The organism is Thermus sp. CCB_US3_UF1 (assembly GCF_000236585.1).
GTDB lineage: Bacteria > Deinococcota > Deinococci > Deinococcales > Thermaceae > Thermus.
Map to the genome: position 1 here is coordinate 2,147,198 of NC_017278.1, position 18,237 is coordinate 2,165,434.

Consider the following 18,237-nt stretch of genomic DNA (forward strand, 5'->3'; position numbering starts at 1 on the left):
CCCGTGGTAAAGTGGGGGGATTGGGTGCGCCCATGGAGATTAGAAACATTGCCATCATAGCCCACGTGGACCACGGCAAGACCACCCTGGTGGACGCCATGCTTCGCCAGGCCAAGGCCCTGGCCAAGGCCGAGGGGGAGCGGATCCTGGACTCCCATGACCTGGAACGGGAGCGGGGCATCACCATCCTGGCCAAGAACACCGCGGTGGAGTGGCAGGGGGTCAAGGTGAACATCGTGGACACCCCGGGCCACGCGGACTTCGGGGGGGAGGTGGAGCGGGCCCTTTCCCTGGTGGATGGGGTCCTGCTCCTGGTGGACGCCGCCGAGGGGCCCATGCCCCAGACCCGCTTCGTGCTGCGCAAGGCCCTGGAGGCCGGCCTCAAGCCCATCGTGGTCCTCAACAAGGTGGACAAGAAGGAGGCCCGCCCCGACGAGGTGCTGAACCTGACCTTTGACCTGATGGTGGAGCTGGGGGCCACGGAAGCCCAGCTGGACTTTCCCTTCCTCTACGCCGTGGGCCGCGAGGGCCGGGCCTGGCGGGAAACCCCCCGGGAGGACCTGGCGGAGCTTTTCGCCACCATCCTGGAGCACGTGCCCCCACCCCGTTGGCAGGAAGGCCCCTTCCAGCTCCTGGTGGCCAACCTGGACCACTCCCCCTACCTGGGGCGGGTGGCCATCGGCAAGGTGACCCGGGGGCGGGTGCGCAAGGGGGAAACCCTGGCCATCCTGAAGGAAGGGCAGGAGCTCCTGGCCAAGGTGGCCGCGGTCTACACCCACCGGGGGCTGGAGCGGGTGGAGGTGGCGGAGAGCCTGCCTGGGGACCTCGTGGCCCTGGCGGGCCTCGAGGGGGCGGAGATCGGGGACACCCTGGCCTCCCCCGAGGCCCCCGAACCCCTCCCCCGCCTCCGGGTGGACGAGCCCACGGTGGCCCTCACCCTCACCGCCAACACCTCCCCCTTCGCCGGGCGGGAGGGGAAGCACGTGACGGGGCAGAAGCTGAAGGAGCGCCTGGGGCGGGAGCTGCGCACCAACGTGGCCCTGCAGGTGGAGGAGGTGGCCCCGGAGGTCTTTGAGCTCCGGGGCCGGGGGGAGCTGCACCTGGCCGTGCTCCTGGAGACCATGCGCCGTGAGGGGTACGAGTTCAGCGTGGGCCAGCCCCGGGTGCTCCTCAAGGACGGCCTCGAGCCCTACGAGCTCCTGGTGGTGGAGGTACCCCAGGAACGCTTTGGGGCGGTGATGGAAGCCCTGGGGGCCAGGCGGGCGGAGATGGCCCACATGGAGGTGGGGGAACGGGTGCGGGCGGAGTTCGTGGTGCCGGCCCGGGCCCTTTTCGGCTTCCGCAGCCTTTTCCTCTCCCTTACCGGGGGGGAGGGGCTCATGAGCCACACCTTCCACGGCTACGGCCCCGAGGCCGGCCCCATTCCTAGCCGCACCACGGGCAGCGCCGTGGCCATGGAGGCCGGGGTGGCCACCGCCTACAGCCTGAACCGCCTGCAGGAGCGGGTGCAGTTTTTCATTGAGCCGGGAACCGAGGTCTACGTGGGGATGATCGTGGGGGAGCACGTGCGGGAAAACGACCTGGACGTAAACGTCACCATCGGCAAGAAGCTCACCAACGTCCGGGCCGCAGGCTCGGACGAGAACATCCGCCTCATCCCCCCGCGGAAGCTCTCCCTGGAGGAGGCCTTGGGCTTCCTGGCCGAGGACGAGCTCCTGGAGGTAACCCCCAGGAGCCTGCGCCTGCGCAAAAAGGTCCTGGACCCCTCGCAGCGCAAGCGCCTGGTTGGCAAATGAGGGCGGAGGGGCCTAGGCCCCTCCGCCCTTACCCTATCCCTTACTCCTCCTCCCGCTCCCCGTAGGTTTCCAGGGCCTCTTTCCACGCCTGGCTGATCTCCTTGGCCTGCTCCTGACCCATGGTGGACCTCCTTAGCTTCCAGGCTAGGGGGAAACCCGGGGTTTTCGTCCGGGCTAAAGCCCAGACCCCTACACCCGCGGGCGGTGTAGGGAGGGAAAGGGTACACCGGTCAGGTCTGGAGCAGGGCCTCGGCCTCGAGGCGGGCCAGAACCCGCTCCAGCCTCCCCCCCCGCCAGCGCTCCACGGCGTAGGCGGCCAAGGGAAAGCGCTCCCTTAGCCGGCGGATCAGCCCCGCGGCGTCCTCAGGCCGCCCCCCCTGGAGGACCAGGAGGTACCCGCCCTCTAGGCGGAAGGCCAGGTCCCCCCGGCGGAGCTCCTCCTGCAGGCGCTCCGGGGGAACGGCCAGGCTGAGGTACACCAGGACCAGGGGCCGCCTCAGGGCCAGGCCCTCCAGGGCCCCCGCCAGCCGGAGGAGGTCCTCCCGCCCCCCCACCCCTTCCAGGGCCGGAAGCAGGGGGGCTTCCTTCCCCGTGCCCAGGAAGAAAGCCCCGCCCAAGGCCAAGGCCCCCAGCACCCCCCCTAGGGCGGTGTAGGCCGGGGCCTCCCCCCCGGTGAGGGCAAGGGCGCTTTCTAAGGAGAGCTGGAAGGCGAGCAGGCCCAGGCCCAGGACCAGGGCCAGCTGCACCCCGTAGGCCACGGGGAAGCGGGAGTACAGGCTCCCCGCCCCCGCCAGGAGGAGGGCGGCCAGGAGAAGCCCCAGCCCCCGGTCCACCTGGCCCAAGGGCTCCCCGCCGACCAGGGGCCAAAGCCCCAGGAGGAAGAGGCCCCAAGGCAGCAAGAAAAGCCCGCGCATGCTCGCCTAAAGCCTACCATGCCTCCCCTTACCCTGGGCTTAGCATGGAAGGGATGGAGCCCCTGGCGGAGCGCCTCCGCCCGCAAAGCCTGGAGGAGGTCCTGGGCCAGCCCCACCTCACCGGGGAGAAGGGCCTCCTAAGGCGGATGCTGGCCGGGAAGCGCCTGGCCTCCATGGTCCTCTTCGGCCCTCCCGGCACGGGCAAGACCACCCTGGCCCGCCTCCTGGCCCAGGGGGTGGGGCGGCCCTTCCTCCACCTCTCCGCGGTGGAGGCGGGGCTCAAGGAGGTGCGGCTGGCGGTGGAGCGCGCGCGGCAGGAGGGGGGTCTAGTCCTCTTCCTGGACGAGGTCCATCGCTTTAACCGGGCCCAGCAGGACGCCCTCCTGCCCCACCTGGAGTCGGGCCTCCTCACCCTGATCGGGGCCACCGCGGAAAACCCCGCCTTTGAGCTCACCCCCGCCCTGCGCTCCCGCCTGCGCTTCTTCCCCCTAAAGCCCCTGGGGGAGGAGGACCTCCTCATCCTCCTCCGGCGGGCCCTCCAGGACCCACGGGGCCTTCCCGGCACCCCCTACGAGGAAGGGGCCCTCCGCCTCCTGGCCCAGGCCGCGGGTGGGGATGCCCGCTTCGCCCTGAACACCCTGGAGCTGGCGGCGGCCTTTGGCCGGGTGGACGGGGAAACCGTGCGCCTAGCTCTAGGCAGCGAGCGCTTCGCCATGGACCGGGGTGGGGACGGGTTTTATGACCTGGTCTCCGCCTTGCACAAAAGCCTAAGGGGAAGCCACGTGGACGCCGCCCTCTACTACCTGGCCCGGCTCCTAAGGGGCGGGGCCGACCCCCTTTACCTGGCCCGCCGCCTCATCCGGGTGGCGGCCGAGGACGTGGGCCTGGCCGACCCCCTGGCCCTGCGCCTGGCGGTGGCGGCCAAGGAGGCCTACGAGGCCCTGGGAAGCCCAGAAGGGGAGCTGGCCTTGGTGGAGGCCGCAGTCTACCTGGCCCTGGCCCCCAAGTCCAACAGCCTCTACGCCGCCTGGAAGCGGGCCGTGGAGGCCGCCGAGGCCCACCCAGAGGCCCCGGTGCCCAACCATCTCAAAAACGCGCCCACGGCCCTGGCCAAGGCCCTGGGCCACGGCCAGGGGTACGCCTACTACCACGAGGACAAGGAGGGGAGCTTCGCCCAGAGGTACCTGCCGGAGGGCCTCGAGGACCTCCGCCTCTTCCAGGCCACGGGGGAGGGCTGGGAGGAAAGGGTGCGGGAACGGCTAAAGGCCCTCAGGGAGCGGTTTGCCCGTGGAAACCCAGGGCCAGATAAGGCCCCCTAGGGCCATAGCCCCCCTCGAGGGCCCACCCCTCCCCCCAGTACCCCAGGGTGAGCTGGGGGGAAAAGGCCCCCCAGGGCAGGAGGTGAAGGCGGGGAGAGAGATAGAAACCCTCCCCCAGCCGCCAGAGCAGCCCCGCATCGGCCGAGGTTTCCGTCAGGCCCTGTTGCAAGTCCCCCCAAAGGGAAAGCCCTCCCTCCAGGCTCACCCCCTCGGCCAGCCTCACTTTCATCCCCAAGCGGAGGGGCAACTGGAAGGCCAGGCTGAACTCCCGCTCCCCATCCCCTATGGCATAGCCCAGGTAGGGAAGCCCCCACACGGGGTAGGGGCTCTGCGTGGGGGCTGGGAAAAGGCTTCCCCCCAGGGTAAACCGCTGCCCCCGCACCGGCTCCGGGGGCTGGAGCACCGCCATGGGCACGCACCCGACCAGGAAGGCGGCTAGGCCTAGGACCCATACCCTCATCCTTCACCCCCTAGAGGCGCACCGCCGCCGAAAGGCTGAAAAGGGCGGCCCCTTGCCCGCCCCCCCGGGGGTTGAAAAGCACCCCCACCTCTCCCAAGAACCCTTCCCCCGCATAGCCCAGGGTGGCCTGGTAGATAAAGCCAGAAATGTTTAGCTCCTGGTAGGCAAAGCCCAACCAGTGCACCCGCGGGGAGAAGTAAAACCCCCCTAGGCCCAGGAGGAGGCCTGCGTCCGCGGCCAGGGGCAACCCTTCCTGTCCGACAAAGGGGGGTAGGGTGAGGCCCAGGTCCAGGGAAACCCCTGGGAAGAGGGCCTGCTTGAGGCCCGCCCTAAGGCCGAGCTGAACGGAAAAGCTGTACTCGGTGCTCCCATCCCCTTGGGCATAGGCGGCGTAGGGCACCAACAAGGCTCCCCCCTCTGCCCCCACAGCGCTCAGGCCCAAGGCCAGGCTCCGCCCCGCCACGGGCTCCGGGCTCCGCAACACCGCCACGGGGAGGCACCCGGCCAAGAGCCATGCCAAGGCCACCCAAAGGAAGCGCATGCCCTTTCACCCCCTTTGGCCCCAGTATAGCCCTTCAGCCCTTAAGCCCCTCCTCAAAGGTGGCCACCACCCGCCTTTCAAAGGCCAGGTACAGGAGGGCGATGGGCAGGACGGAGAAAAGGGCCGCCGCGGAAAGCAGGCCCCAGTCCGTGGGGTGTTTGCGCTGGAGGTCGGTAAGCCAGGTCTGCAGGGTCCAGAAGCGGGGGTCGGAAACCACCACCCGGGGGTAGAGGACCAGGTTCCAGTGGGCGGCAAAGGCCAAGACCCCGGCCGCCACCAGGGTGGGGCGGACCAGGGGAAAGAGGATGCGGAAAAGCAGGACCCGGTGCCCCGCCCCATCCAGCCTGGCCGCCTCCAAAAGCTCCTCCGGCACGCCCCGCATGGCCTGGTACACCAGGTAGACGATGAAGGGGCTGGCGGCAAAGGGGAGGACCAGGGCCCAGAGGGTATCCAGGAGGGAAAGCTCCTTCAGGATGCCGTAAAGGGGCACCAGGAGGAGCTCCGCCGGCACGGCCATGAGCACCAGGTAAAAGGGCAAAAGCCCCAGGCCAGCCCGGAGGGCGTAGGCCCCTAGAAGGGCGGTGATAAGCTGCAAGAAGACCACCCCCGAGGAAAGGGCCAAGGAGAAGAGGAGGCGGTCCCAAAACCCCTCCTTGCCCAGGGCGCGCACGTGCTCCAGGCTGAAGCCCACCCGGGAGAAAAGCTCTCCCGAGTAGACCGCCTCCTTGGGCATGAAGGCGGCGTAGGCCATCCAAATAAAGGGTAGGGCGATGAAGAGGAGGACGGCGAAGACCAGGAGGTGCCGCACAAACCGGCCCACGCCCCCACTATACCGGCGTAAGATGCCCCCATGAAGCCCCTCGCTGGCCTCAAGGTCCTGGACCTTTCCCGGGTGCTGGCCGGGCCCCTCTGCACCATGATCCTGGCCGACCTGGGGGCGGAGGTGGTCAAGGTGGAACCCCCCTGGGGGGACGAGACCCGGGGCTGGGGACCGCCCTTTGTGGCAGGGGAAAGCGCCTACTTCCTCTCGGTGAACCGGGGCAAAAAGAGCCTGGCCCTGGACCTCAAGGCCAAAGAGGGCCAGGAGGCGGTGCGGCGGCTGGCGGCGAGGGCCGACGTTCTGGTGGAGAACTTCAAGACCGGGGACCTGGCCCGCTTCGGCCTGGACTACGGGAGCCTGAAGGCCCTCAACCCCCGCCTGGTCTACCTTTCCCTCACCGGCTTTGGCCAGACCGGCCCCCGGGCCAAGGAACCCGGTTACGACGCCGCCCTGCAGGGCTATACCGGGATCATGTCCGTCACCGGGGAGCCCCATGGCCCCCCCATGAAGGTGGGGGTGGCCTGGATCGACGTGATGACGGGGATGATGGGGGCGGTGGCGGTCCTGGCAGCCCTCTGGGAGCGGGAGCGGAGCGGACTTGGCCAGCACGTGGACCTCTCCCTCTTTGACGTGGGCCTCTTCGCCCTGGTGAACCTGGGGGAAAGCTACCTGCTCACGGGAAGGCCCCCTGCCAGGCTGGGGAACGCCCACGCCCAGATCGTGCCCTACGGGGCCTTCCCCGCCGCGGACGGGTGGCTGGTGCTGGCGGTGGGCAACGACGAGCAGTTCGCCCGGCTTTGCGGGGCCTTGGGGCTAGGGGAGCTGGTCGAGCGCTTTCCCACCAACGCCAGCCGGGTGGAACACCGGGAAGCCGTGGTGGAGGCCCTGTCCCAGGTCCTCCGGACCCGCCCCCGGGCCTACTGGCTGGAGAAGTTTCAGGGCATAGGCGTACCCGCCGCCCCGGTGAACGACCTAAAGGAGGCCTTCCAAGACCCCCAGGCCCAGGCCCGGGAGGCGGTCTGGACCCTACCCCATCCCCTCCTGGGGAGCCTCCCCACCCTGGCCAACCCCTTGCGCTTCCTCTCTCGCACCCCCGCCTCCCCCTCCCTGCCTCCGCCCCTCCTGGGGGAGCACACGGAGGAGGTCCTCCTCGAGGCCGGCTTCACCCCGGAGGAGGTGCGGGCCCTTGTGGAAAAGGGGGTGGCGCGCAGGCGCTAAGGTGGGGAGGGAGGGAAGAAAAAGCCCTCTGGAGAGGGCCTTTGGCCCCTACGGCCCTCTGGGGCCAGGGGCCTCCCCTTGTGGATAACCTTGTGGATAACGCCCCCGGCTACCCAGCGGCACCCGACCCGTGGCGCTTAGGGCTGCTTCCTTCCGGACCTGACCCGGTTCACGCCCGGACCGCCGCGCTGGACCGGGGGCTTGGGTAGTATAGCACCCATGGAAGCCCTGAGGCTAGAGGGCATCGGCAAGCGCTACGGCCGCAAGCCCATCCTGGAAGGGGTGAGCCTCTCCGTGCGCCCGGGGGAGGTCTACGCCCTGGCCGGGCCCAACGGTTCGGGGAAGACCACCCTGATCCGGCTCGTCACCGGCCTGGCCTTTCCCAGCCAGGGACGGGCCCTCCTCCTGGGGGAGGACGTGCACAAGACCCCCAGCGCCAGGCGCCACCTGGGGGCGGTGGTGGAGGCCCCAGCCGCCTTCTACCCCTACCTGACGGGGCGGGAAAACCTAAGGATGCACGCCTACCTGGCCGGGGTGAAGGAGGAGGGGCGGTTGGCCGAGGTCCTGGCCCGGCTCCGGCTCCTGGCCGTGGCCGACCAGAAGGTGGGGGGCTACTCCCTAGGGCAGAGGCAGCGCCTGGGCCTGGCGGCGGCCATCCTGCACCGGCCCAAGGTCCTGGTCCTGGACGAGCCCACCAGCGGCCTGGACCCCGAGGGGGTGGAGCTGGTCCATGGCCTTCTCAAGGAGCAGGCCCAGGAAGGGGTGGCGGTCCTCCTTTCCACCCACCACCTGCAGGAGGTGGCCCGGTACGCCCACCGGGTGGGCATCCTGGGGGGTGGGCGCCTCCTGGACGAGGTGGCCTTAAGCGGGCGGGAAGCCTACCGCCTCGAGGCCGAACCCCTAGAAGGGGCCCTGGCTCTCCTCAAGACCCTACCCCAGGTGGCCGCGGTGCGGCTCCAGGGCGGGGCCATCCTCTTTGAGGGCAGCCCCGAAGGGGTGCTCCAGGCCCTGTTGCGGGAGGGGTATAGGGTGCGGGCCCTGCACCCCCAGCGGTTTGATCTCATGGCCTACTACCAGGAACGGGTGAAACATGCTTAGGCTTTGGCGCTTTGAGGTGTACAAGCTCTTCCGGCTGCGCTCGGTGGCCCTGGGGCTCCTGGCCGCCTTCCTCCTGCCCTTCCTTTGGGCGTTGGCCCCTGGGCTTAAGGAGGTCTACGGCCTGGTCCTGGCCTCGGGCTGGCAGGTGGTTTCCCTAAGCCTCCTGGCGGGGATGGAGTTTCTCTTCCCCTTCCTGGTGGTCATGGCCGCCAGCGAGTCCTTGGGAAGCGAGGTGGCCCAGGGAACCTTGAAAAGCCTCCTCCTCCGCCCCCTGCCCCGGACGGGCCTCCTCCTGGCCAAGCTGCTGGCCATCCTCCTCTACCCCTTTGTCCTCCTGGCCACCAGCTTTCTCGGCGGCCTCCTGGCGGGCCTTCCCCACGGCCTGGGCCCCTTCTTCGGCGGCACCGGCCTGGGAGAGGGAGGGTTTGCCGGGGTGGGGCTCCTGGGGCCCGGGCAGGCCCTGGCCGAACTCCTTAGGGCCCACCTCCTGGCGGGGGCGGTCCTCCTCCCCTTGGCCGCCCTGGCCCTCCTCTACGGCACCCTTTTCCTCTCCACCACGGCCAGCGCCCTGGCCGCCGTGGCCACCCTGCTCCTCATGCGCCTCCTGGTGGCCTTCCCCGCCCTCACCCCCTTCCTCCTCACCACCTACCTGGACCTCCACCTGAGGCCCGGGGCGGCGGGGCTGGGCCTTTCCCTCCTCCTCATCTACACCCTGGGCTTTGCCTTCCTGGCGGCCTTGGTGTTTGAGCGCAAGGACCTTTAGGGCAGTTCGGGAAGACCCAGGAACCGCCCCCCTTGCCAAAGGGGCTCCCCGTCCAAGAGAAGCCTGCCCTCCTCCAGGGAAAGCACCAGGTCCCAGTGGAGGGCGCTCTGGTTTTTGCCCCCGGTTTCCGGGTAGCTCCGGCCCAGGGCCAGGTGGACCGTGCCCCCCATCTTCTCGTCCAAAAGGATCAGGCCCGTGGGGCGGGTGAGGCCGAAGTTGGTGCCGATGCCCACCTCCCCCAGCCTACGGGCCCCCTCGTCGGTTTCCAGGGCCTGGCGCAGGTAGGCCTCCCCTACCTCAGCCCGGGCCTCCACCACCTTCCCCTCCTGGAAGCGGAGGTACACCCCTTCCACCCGTCTGCCCCCCACGAAGGCGGGAAGGTTGAAGCGGACCTCCCCTTGGGCGCTCTCCTCCAGGGGCCCCGTGAACACCTCCCCCGAGGGCATGTTGCGCCGCCCGTCGGAGTTGATCCAGGTCCTCCCGGCCACGGAAAGGCGGAGGTCCGTACCCGGGGCCAGGATCCTGAGCTCCCGGGCCCGGGAAAGCCTGGCGATCAAGGCTTCCTGGAAGCGGGCCAGGGCCCGCCAGGCGGCCACGGGGTCCTCCCGGTCCAGAAAGAGGGCCTGGGCCACATAGGCGCGGAACTCCTCCGTGCCCATCCCCGCCCCCACGGCGTAGCCCACCGTGGGGTAGAGGGTGAGGGTCCAGCGCTTCCGCAGGCGAACCTCAAAAAGGGGACGCCAGGCCCGCTGGTGCCTCAAGGAGGGTTCCGGGTCCAAGGAAGCGCCCTCTAGAGGGTTCTCCGCCGAGAGGATGCGCAAGAACTTGTCCGCCCTCTCGTAAAGGGCCCATTCCACCTCCGGGATCTCCTCCAGCCAGCGCCCGCCGTGGCGCAGGAAGTCCTGGGCCTCCCCAGGGTAGGCCAGCCGCAAAAGGGGGTAGGCACCCCGCTCCAGGAGGACCCGCTTCAAGGGCCGAAGGAGGGGCAGGGCTGGGGTTTCCGCCTCCACCAACACCGTTTCTCCCGGGAGAACTTCCAAGCAGTAGTCGGCCAGGAGTTGAGCAAAGCGCGCTTCCACCCTGCTATCATAGGGCCAGGATGGCCGAACCCAAGATCACGCCCCTGGCCCGGCGGCTGGCCGAGGAAAACGGCATAGACTGGCGCAGGCTCCAGGGCACAGGCCCCGAGGGCACCATCGTGGAGCGGGATATCCTGGCCTTTCTGGCCAAGGTGATGGCCGGGGAGGTGGACCTTCCCCCCATGCCCGAGGAGCCCCCTCCCCTGCTGCCGGAGGAGGAGCTCAAGCGGGCCCAGGCCGCCCTGAGCCGCGAAGGGGTGGACCTGACCGAGCTGATCCCCGAAGGCCCCAAGACCCCCACCCTCGAGGTCCAGGTGGAGGAGACCGCGGAGCTGGACCTGGAGCCGGTCCTCCTGGAGGATCTGGATCTGGACCTGGACCTGGAGGAGGGAAAGCCCTCCCTGGCCCCCGAGCCCCTGGCCGAGGAGTGGGAAGAGGAGCTCCTGCAAACACCCCCACCCCCCCCGGAGGAGGTTCTGGAAAGCTTCCTGGAGGACGCCCCCCAAGGCCCGGCAACCCCCCTTCGGGAGGACCTCCTGTCCGAGGAGGAGCTCCTGGCAGGCCTGGAGGAGGTAGAGGAGCAGGCCCCCCCGAGCCTCCTGGAAGAGCCCCTGGAGGCCGCCCTGGAAGAGCCTCCCCCGGCCCAGGCCGTGCCCCAGACTTCTGGCCTGGCAGCGGTGGCCTCCACCCCTCCCCCCACCCAGCCCCTTTGGGTCTGGCGCCGGCGGGTGGCCCTGGAGGCCCTGGAGGCCGCCCAGGAGGCCTTCCAACGGGTCCATGGCCTCCCCAAGACCCCCCTGCCCTTCCTCCTCAAGGCGGCGGAGCGGGCCTTGGCGGAGCTGGAACTCCCCTACCGGCCCCTTCTGGGCCAGGTGACGGGGGAAGGGGTACGGGGCCTGAGGCCGGCCCCCAGCTTCCTGGCCCTTTTCCGGCAGCGGGAGGGGGAGGCGGGGGAGGGCCTCCTCTGCCTAGCCGGGGAGGAGGAGGTCCACACCGGCCGCCCCAGCCTCTTCCTTTCCCCAGAGGGGGTGCTTTCTGCCTCGGGGCTGGAAGGGGCTGTGGCGAAGAAGCTCCTGGAGCGGGTGGCCCTGTACCTGGAAAACCCCGTCCTGCTCCTGGCCTAGCGCCGCCGCTTGCGGCGGCTTCCGGGCAGGGTCTCCGGGGCCTTTAGGCCTTGGAGGCGGGCCTCGAGGGCCCTTAGCTCATCCCGCAGCCGGGCCGCCCGCTCAAAGTCCAGGGCCTCCGCCGCCTGCCACATGAGGAGCTCCAGCTCCCCAATCCGCTCCTTGAGGTCCTCCTCCGGCACCTCGGCCCCCACCGCCTCGGCGTACCCCTCGGGGCGGATGAGGGGGCGCACCTCCTTGCGCACGGTCTCAGGGGTGATGCCGTGCTCCCGGTTGTAGGCCTCCTGGAGGGCCCGCCGGCGGTGGGTTTCCCGGATGGCTCGCTCCATGGCCTCGGAAACCTGGTCCGCGTAGAGCCAAACCTCCCCCCTGGCGTTCCGCGCCGCCCGGCCGATGGTCTGGATGAGGCTCCGCTCGCTCCTCAAAAAGCCCGTCTTGTCCGCATCCAGGATGGCCACCAGGGAAACCTCAGGGAGGTCTAGCCCCTCCCGCAGGAGGTTGATCCCCACCAGGCAGTCGTAGTGGCCAAGCCGCAGGTCCCGCACCAGGGCCTGGCGCTCAAAGGCGTCCAGCTCATGGTGGAGGTAGCGGGCGCGGATCCCGTGCTCCACCAGGAAGCTCGTAAGCTCCTCGGCCATGCGCACCGTGAGCACCGTGACCAGGGTGCGCTCGCCCCGGGCCGCCCTTTCCCTAATCCCCTCCATGAGGTCCAGGATCTGGTTCTCCGTGGGCTTCACCACCACCAAGGGGTCCAGGAGGCCCGTGGGGCGGATGATCTGCTCCACCATCCTGCCCGAATGGGCCAGCTCAAAGGGCCCCGGGGTGGCGGAGACGAAGACCACCTGGGAGACCCGCTCCAGGAACTCCTCAAAGCGCAAGGGGCGGTTGTCCAGGGCCGAGGGCAGGCGGAAGCCGTAGTCCACCAGGGTCTTCTTGCGCGCATAGTCCCCCCGGTACATGCCCTGGAGCTGGGGCACGGTCACGTGGGACTCGTCCAGGAAGACCAGGAAGTCCTCGGGAAAGTAGTCCAACAGGGTGTAAGGGGGCTCCCCCGGGGCCTTGCCCGTGAAGTAGCGGGCGTAGTTCTCCACCCCCGGGCAGGTGCCCATGACCCTAAGCATCTCCAGGTCGTAAAGGGTGCGCTCCTTGAGGCGCTGGGCGTAGAGGACCTCCCCCAGGGCCTCAAAGTAGCGCACCCTTTCCTCCAGTTCCTTCCGGATCTCCTCCAGGATCCCCTGCAAGCCTTCCGGGGAAAGGTAGTGGGTGGCGGGGAAGAGGACGAAGCCGGGAAGCTCGCGAAGCCTCTCCCCCGTGACGGGGTGGACCTGGAGGATGCGCTCCACCTCGTCGCCAAAAAGCTCCACCCGGATGGGCTCGGTATCGTAGGCGGGGAAGATCTCCAGCACCTCCCCCTTGGCCCGGAAGCGGCCTGGGGAAAGGTCTATATCGTTCCGCTCGTAGCCCAGCTCCAGAAGCCTCTCCAAAAGGGCCTCCCGGGGGTAGAAGGCCCCCCGTTCCACCACCAGGTTGCGCGCCCGGTACTCCCGCGGGTCCCCCAGGCCGTAGATGGCCGAGACCGAGGCCACCACGATCACATCCCGCCGGGTGAGGAGGCTCCGGGTGGTGGAGTGGCGCAGGCGCTCGATCTCGGGGTTGATGGAGGCATCCTTCTCGATGTAAAGGTCCTTCCCCGGCACGTAGGCCTCGGGCTGGTAGTAGTCGTAGTAGCTGATGAAGTACTCCACGGCGTTTTCCGGGAAAAGCTCCCGGAACTCCGCCGCCAGCTGGGCGGCCAGGATCTTGTTGGGGGCGAGGACCAAGGCCGGCCGGCCCAGGGCCTCGATGACCTTGGCCATGGTCACCGTCTTCCCCGTGCCCGTGGCCCCCAGGAGGGTGAGGAAGCGCTCCCCGTCCCTAAGGGCCTCCACCAGCTCCCGGATGGCCTTGGGCTGGTCCCCCTTGGGGGGGGGGCCTAGGTAGCGGAAGGGCATCCCCTTCAGTTTAGGGGGGAGGAAGGGGAAAGGAAAACCCCCGCCCTTCCAGGGCGGGGGCTGACAGGCCAGCAACCTAGAAGTTCACGGTGTACTGGATGCGGAAGACGCTACCGAAGTTACCGGTGAGGTTGCGGTTGAAGACCTCGGAGAGGAGGTTGCCCAGCTCCTGGTCCTTGAAGACCCCGTAGATGAAGGCGAGGTCCCAGTAGTTCCAGGTCACGTAGAGGCCGGAGAGGGTCCTGGTCCCCGCCTGAGTCGCGGTGGTGTAGAGCTGGTCCACAGCTGCGTTGAAGGCGTTGTCCGCATCGGCCGCGTTGTAGAGGGCCAAGCCTTGGGCAGTGTACTGGGCCGCCTTGACCTCCAGCACGCTCTTGTCAAAGAGGAACTGGCCAAACCTTACCCCGAAGCCGTACTTGAGCTCGCTGATATTGGTCTGGCTTTCCCTGTAAGCAAGCTCACCGGTGAGGCTGGGGTTCAAGGGCAGGCCAGCCAGGTTGATGCCGCCCCGGATGCCACCCTTGAGGGTCTGGCCAGCCGCAGCGTTCTGGAGGTTGGAGTCGTTGTAGCGGAAGACCACCCTGTCCACGCTGATGGGACCAAGGGCCAAGCCGCCAAAGTCCCCGAAGGCGGCAAGGCCGTCGTTGGCCCCGCCCAACAGGGTGCGGTTGGTGTAGGAGAGGGTCAAATTGAGGCCCTGGATGAAGGCGTCCTTGGCCTTGCCGTCGTGGCTCAGGGTAGCCACGATGGCCGTGGCGTAGTCGGTGGCGGAGGCAGGGCCAGGAACACCGGTGAAGTTGTAGGTGCTGGGGAACCATTCGCCAGCGGTGTTGCTGGCCAAGGTCCCCCGGGCGCTCAGCTTGAAGCCAGCGGGCAGACCCAGGTCGGCGCTAGCCCGGAAGGCGCTGGCGCTGGGGGTACCGAAAGCGGTGTCCATCTGAGCGTTGTAGAGTAAGCCCAGGTTGAGGCCCAGGATGGGGAGCCCAGCCTCCACGGTGAAGCCGCGCTGGCCCCAGCGGAAGGGGTTATCATTGTCCAAGCTAAGCCCGGCGGGGTCTGGTGCTGCCCCAGCATCAAAGCCCCGGACGTTGGCCTTAACCGGACCCAGCTCCGCCCGCAGGTAAGCCCCTTCCTTATATGTAGCGGAGAAGATGTTAGCCCCGTAGCGGAAGTACTCGCCGGAGAGCTTGGCAAAGCCAAGGTCCAGGCTACCATCCGCCCCGGCCACTTCCTCAAAGGCTACGTCATGCTGGGCGTAAGAAAGCCCGAAGGAGAGGCCTTGCAGGGGAGAAAGGGCCAGCCGGAGGGCCTTGAAGTAATCGAAGTCCGCCGTAACGGGATTCCTCTCGCCGTAAGCCGCGGTAAGGGTACCTCCCAGGGGCAGGCCCCTCAGGGTGGCCACGAAGCCGTGGCCGAGGCTGTTGGACTCGTTATCCATCACGTACTCGGTGAACTTGGTGTTCACCGAACGGCCGAAGACGAAGGTCAGAGGCTGGTCTTCCGCAACCCTCAGGGTGGTGGAAACCCTATCCACCACTAGGTTGAATGTGGAAGCAGCAGCACCAGAAGAGGGGTTGGTCCAGCTACCCCTAATGCTGAACTGCACCAGGCCTGGGTAGGCATTAGCCCCACCAGAGGAGCGGGCATCTAGGGTCCCTGTCTGGAGCCTGAGGCTCAGTTCAGCATTCGTAGCACCAGAAACAGGCGCCTTGGGGAAGGGAGCCGTTAGGTCTGCCTGTTCGACCACGTTTCCGTCATTATCGGCGTCGCCAGTGCTGAGGATGGTTCCCGGGATCAAGCGGTCAACATCGTAGTCGCTGCCCCCGTTGAGGTTGAAGTTGCCGTCCCTAGCCTCATAGCGCAGGCCCAAGCTCCCGCTGATGGTGAGGCGGTTCCGCTCCAGGGTGGAAACCCGGCCAGAGACCCCATTCAGGTCGGTCTGGAGCTTGCCAACGGTGCCCTCGAGCCTGGACACCTTATCGGCCAGGTTGACCAGGTCGGAGCGCAGGGCGGCCACGAACTCCTGCACCGCGGCCACGTCCTCCCGGGTGGCGAACTCCTCAAAGTCAATGGCCTGGAACTGGGCCCGCAGGTCCGCTAGCCCCTTCTCCAAGGCCGTGGCCCGGTCCTGCAAGGTGAGGACATCCTGGTTGAGGAGGACGGCCAGCTCGTTCAGGGCCTGGATGGCCTGGGTGTTCCCCTCCACCAGGCTGGAGAGCACCGCCAGGTCCCCCTTCACCCCCTCCACGTCCTGGGCCAGGGCATCCAGCTGCTCCGCCAGCTGCTGGGCCTGGGCCAAGGCGGTGTCGGCGGCGATGGAGGCGGCCTCCACCCGGTCGGCCAGGTCTTGGAGGGCGGCGGCGTCCATGCCGGGCTCAGGGGCCGGCTGGGCCTTGAGCTCGGCGATCAGGGCCTCGAGGCGGGCGATGTCCTCCTTGGTGGCGGCGCTGTCCTCCAGGGCCGAGACCCGCACGCCCAGGGCAGCCAGCTCCGCAGCCAGCTCCTGCACGGCGTTCTTCAGGGCTTCAAGCTCCTCGGCGGAGAGGGCCTCCATGGTGGGGGACTCGCCCTTGGCCTTCAGCTCCTCCTGGATCTGCTGCAGGAGGCGGTAGATGATGAGGGCGGCCTGGTAGCGGGTGAGCCCCTCGTTACCCCGGAACGTACCATCCGGGAAACCCACAATAATACCCTTGGCCGCCAGGGCCTCCACGGCCTCCTTGGCCCAGTGCCCGGCGGGCACGTCAGAGAACTGGGCCAGACCGAAGCCCATGGAGAGCACGGTCAAGAGCCCGGCCAACAGCATGACTAGCTTTTTCTTCATATGCCTTAGCACCCCCTTCAGGGTCGGGAGGGGCGGCTGGGGGCGAGTTGCCGCGTTTCCTCTTCCCGCCGGACCCTTCCCGGGATGCAAGGGGGGTTTCCGCCCCAAAGGGCCAGGTTTTCCCTTGCATCCGCCGGTATCATAAAAGGCTCACGCGCAGGCTGTCAAGCCCTAAGGGCTTGGGTTTGCTATACTCGCCCAGGGGGTGGGAGCCTGCCAGGATAAGGTCTAGGCCGGAAGGCGGGAAGCGCAGGGGGCCCCATGGGGGCCCGACGAGGTGGCGGACCCCAGGAAGGGGATTACCGGCCCAAGCCGGGAAAGGTCGAGGGTATCCGCGGATGCCGCCCGGGGTGTGCCCGCCCCGCCCGCCTGCGAAAAGCCCGGAGGGAAAGCCCCAGAGGAGGGGACAACCGAAGGGCAGGGCGCTGCCAAGGGGAAGGCGCTTTGGAGCCCCAGGGGCTCTTATGGGGAATATATGTGCGGAATCGTCGGGTACGTGGGCTTTCGCAACGCCACGGATGTGCTGGTGGATGGCCTTAGGCGGCTGGAGTACCGGGGGTACGACTCCGCGGGGGTGGCGGTGAGGACCCCGGCGGGGCTTGGGGTGGTGAAGCGCTCGGGGAAGCTTTCCGCCCTGGAGGAGGCCTTGAAGGCCCAGCATCTGGAAGGGCCCTTGGGCGTCGGCCATACCCGCTGGGCCACCCACGGGGCCCCCACGGACCCCAACGCCCACCCCCACACCACGGAGGACGGGAAGATCGCCGTCATCCACAACGGCATCATCGAGAACTACCTGGAGCTCAAGGAGGCCCTCCTGGCCCGGGGCCACCGTTTCGCCTCCGAGACGGACAGCGAGGTGCTGGCCCACCTGGTGGAGGAGAAGTACCGGGGGGACCTCCTCGAGGCCCTGCGGGAAGCCCTGAAGGAGGTGCGGGGGGCCTACGCGGTGGTGGTGGTCCACGAGGACCGGGAGGAGATTGTCGCTGCCCGCACGGTAAGCCCCCTGGTGATCGGCTTAGGGGAAGGGGAAAACCTCCTGGCCTCGGACGTGCCCGCCCTTCTCCCCTACACCCGCCGGGTGATCTTCCTGCACGACGGGGACCTGGTCCGCCTCACCCGGGAAAGGGTGGAGATCCAAAACCTGGCCGGCGAGCCCCTGGAGCGCCCGGTGGTGGAGATCGACTGGACCCTCGAGGCCGCGGAAAAGGGCGGCTTCCCCCACTACATGCTCAAGGAGATCTACGAGCAGCCCTGGGTCCTGGAAAACACCCTGGGGGGCCGCCTGCGGGAGGAGGATGGGGACGTGGACCTGGGCCTGGCGCTGGACCCCAAAGGGGTGGAGCGGGTCCACTTCGTGGCCTGCGGCACCGCCGCCTACGCGGGGTGGTACGGCAAGTACCTCATGGAGATCCTGGCCCGCGTCCCCGCGGAGTGGGAGGTGGCCAGCGAATACCGCTACCGCGACCCGGTGGTGGACGGGAAAACCCTGGCCGTGGCCATCAGCCAGTCCGGGGAAACCATCGACACCCTGGAGGGGATCCGCGAGGCCAAGGCCAAGGGGGCCAGGACCCTGGGGGTCATCAACGCCAAGGGCTCCAGCCTCACCCGGGAGGTGGAGGACGTCCTCTACATCCACGCCGGGCCGGAGATCGGGGTGGCCTCCACCAAGGCCTACACGGCCATGCTGGCGGCCATGGCCCTCCTGGCGGTGCGCTTTGGCCGGGCCCGGGGCACCCTGAGCCGGGAGGCGGCCCAAGGGCTCATCCGGGAGATGCGCAAACTCCCCCGCCTGGTGGAGGAGGTGCTGGAGAAGCGGCCCCTGGTGGCCCACATCGCCGAGAAATACCACCAGGCCCAGGACTTCCTCTTCCTGGGGCGGCACGTCCAGGCCCCCACCGCCTACGAGGGGGCCCTGAAGCTCAAGGAGATCAGCTACATCCACGCCGAGGCCTACCCCGCCGGGGAGATGAAGCACGGGCCCATCGCCCTCATCGACGAGCACCTGCCCGTGGTGGTCCTGGCCACCCAGGGCCCCCTCTACGAAAAAACCCTGGCCAACATCCAGGAGGTGCGGGCCCGGGGCGGGAAGGTGATCGCCCTGGCCACCGAGGGGGATAGGGAGATAGGCAAGCTGGCCCAGGACGTGATCTACCTCCCCGAGGTCCATCCCCTCCTCTACCCCATCGTGAGCGTGGTGCCCCTGCAGCTTTTGGCCTACGAGGTGGCCGCCCTCCTGGGCCGGGACGTGGACCAGCCCCGGAACCTGGCCAAGAGCGTGACGGTGGAGTAAAGG

Annotated in this window: 14 protein-coding genes and 1 other RNA gene; 7 read left to right on the forward strand and 8 right to left on the reverse strand. The window is 68.6% G+C overall.

Annotated features, from left to right (window positions below):
- Nucleotides 1-32 precede the first annotated feature (32 nt).
- Entirely contained in the window at nucleotides 33-1,796 is a 1,764-nt protein-coding gene (gene typA / locus TCCBUS3UF1_RS10845) for a translational GTPase TypA (protein WP_041433896.1), read from the forward strand.
- A gap of 230 nt (nucleotides 1,797-2,026) precedes the next feature.
- Here the strand turns inward: typA and TCCBUS3UF1_RS10850 are convergent, their stop codons facing one another.
- On the reverse strand, nucleotides 2,027-2,710 hold the full coding sequence (locus TCCBUS3UF1_RS10850) for a hypothetical protein (protein ID WP_014516549.1): 684 nt from the start codon (nucleotides 2,708-2,710) through the stop codon (nucleotides 2,027-2,029).
- Nucleotides 2,711-2,754: 44 nt separating this feature from the next.
- Between TCCBUS3UF1_RS10850 and TCCBUS3UF1_RS10855 the strand changes: the two genes are divergently transcribed.
- On the forward strand, nucleotides 2,755-4,029 hold the full coding sequence (locus TCCBUS3UF1_RS10855; protein ID WP_014516550.1) for a replication-associated recombination protein A: 1,275 nt from the start codon (nucleotides 2,755-2,757) through the stop codon (nucleotides 4,027-4,029).
- Here TCCBUS3UF1_RS10855 and TCCBUS3UF1_RS10860 read toward each other — a convergent pair.
- The 3 genes from TCCBUS3UF1_RS10860 to TCCBUS3UF1_RS10870 are packed head-to-tail and all read right to left on the reverse strand — an operon-like array spanning nucleotide 3,980 to nucleotide 5,850.
- A complete protein-coding gene (locus TCCBUS3UF1_RS10860; protein WP_014516551.1) occupies nucleotides 3,980-4,489 on the reverse strand; it encodes a hypothetical protein in 510 nt (169 codons plus the stop codon). The genes TCCBUS3UF1_RS10855 and TCCBUS3UF1_RS10860 overlap by 50 nt on opposite strands.
- A 10-nt stretch (nucleotides 4,490-4,499) precedes the next feature.
- A complete protein-coding gene (locus tag TCCBUS3UF1_RS10865) occupies nucleotides 4,500-5,030 on the reverse strand; it encodes a hypothetical protein (protein WP_014516552.1) in 531 nt (176 codons plus the stop codon).
- A gap of 34 nt (nucleotides 5,031-5,064) precedes the next feature.
- Entirely contained in the window at nucleotides 5,065-5,850 is a 786-nt protein-coding gene (locus tag TCCBUS3UF1_RS10870; RefSeq protein WP_014516553.1) for a carbohydrate ABC transporter permease, read from the reverse strand.
- 30 nt (nucleotides 5,851-5,880) lie between these two features.
- Here TCCBUS3UF1_RS10870 and TCCBUS3UF1_RS10875 point away from each other — a divergent pair, with 30 nt between their 5' ends.
- Nucleotides 5,881-7,068 carry a CaiB/BaiF CoA-transferase family protein gene (locus TCCBUS3UF1_RS10875; RefSeq protein ID WP_014516554.1) on the forward strand — a complete coding sequence of 396 codons (1,188 nt, stop codon included), beginning with the start codon at nucleotides 5,881-5,883 and terminating at the stop codon, nucleotides 7,066-7,068.
- A gap of 99 nt (nucleotides 7,069-7,167) precedes the next feature.
- Here the strand turns inward: TCCBUS3UF1_RS10875 and ffs are convergent.
- Nucleotides 7,168-7,268: signal recognition particle sRNA small type (ffs, locus tag TCCBUS3UF1_RS11675), an RNA gene on the reverse strand.
- 19 nt (nucleotides 7,269-7,287) lie between these two features.
- Between ffs and TCCBUS3UF1_RS10880 the strand changes: the two genes are divergently transcribed.
- Nucleotides 7,288-8,166 carry an ABC transporter ATP-binding protein gene (locus TCCBUS3UF1_RS10880; protein WP_014516555.1) on the forward strand — a complete coding sequence of 293 codons (879 nt, stop codon included), beginning with the start codon at nucleotides 7,288-7,290 and terminating at the stop codon, nucleotides 8,164-8,166.
- Entirely contained in the window at nucleotides 8,159-8,929 is a 771-nt protein-coding gene (locus TCCBUS3UF1_RS10885) for an ABC transporter permease (RefSeq protein WP_014516556.1), read from the forward strand. Before TCCBUS3UF1_RS10880 ends, TCCBUS3UF1_RS10885 begins: the two co-directional genes overlap by 8 nt.
- Here the strand turns inward: TCCBUS3UF1_RS10885 and TCCBUS3UF1_RS10890 are convergent.
- Nucleotides 8,926-10,008 (reverse strand): aminopeptidase, encoded by a 1,083-nt coding sequence (locus TCCBUS3UF1_RS10890; RefSeq protein WP_014516557.1) that lies wholly within the window; start codon nucleotides 10,006-10,008, stop codon nucleotides 8,926-8,928. The genes TCCBUS3UF1_RS10885 and TCCBUS3UF1_RS10890 overlap by 4 nt on opposite strands.
- A gap of 20 nt (nucleotides 10,009-10,028) precedes the next feature.
- Here TCCBUS3UF1_RS10890 and TCCBUS3UF1_RS10895 point away from each other — a divergent pair, with 20 nt between their 5' ends.
- Nucleotides 10,029-11,132 carry an E3 binding domain-containing protein gene (locus TCCBUS3UF1_RS10895; RefSeq protein ID WP_014516558.1) on the forward strand — a complete coding sequence of 368 codons (1,104 nt, stop codon included), beginning with the start codon at nucleotides 10,029-10,031 and terminating at the stop codon, nucleotides 11,130-11,132.
- On the opposite strand, the gene uvrB is transcribed toward TCCBUS3UF1_RS10895, so the two are convergent.
- Entirely contained in the window at nucleotides 11,129-13,123 is a 1,995-nt protein-coding gene (gene uvrB, locus TCCBUS3UF1_RS10900) for an excinuclease ABC subunit UvrB (RefSeq protein ID WP_041433897.1), read from the reverse strand. The two genes, TCCBUS3UF1_RS10895 and uvrB, sit on opposite strands and share 4 nt — an antisense overlap.
- Nucleotides 13,124-13,199: 76 nt before the next feature.
- A complete protein-coding gene (locus tag TCCBUS3UF1_RS10905; RefSeq protein WP_041433898.1) occupies nucleotides 13,200-15,944 on the reverse strand; it encodes an S-layer homology domain-containing protein in 2,745 nt (914 codons plus the stop codon).
- A 475-nt stretch (nucleotides 15,945-16,419) separates the two neighbouring features.
- Between TCCBUS3UF1_RS10905 and glmS the strand changes: the two genes are divergently transcribed.
- Nucleotides 16,420-18,234, forward strand: a complete 1,815-nt coding sequence (glmS, locus tag TCCBUS3UF1_RS10910) for a glutamine--fructose-6-phosphate transaminase (isomerizing) (RefSeq protein WP_014516562.1) — start codon at nucleotides 16,420-16,422, stop codon at nucleotides 18,232-18,234.
- Nucleotides 18,235-18,237: the final 3 nt, after the last annotated feature.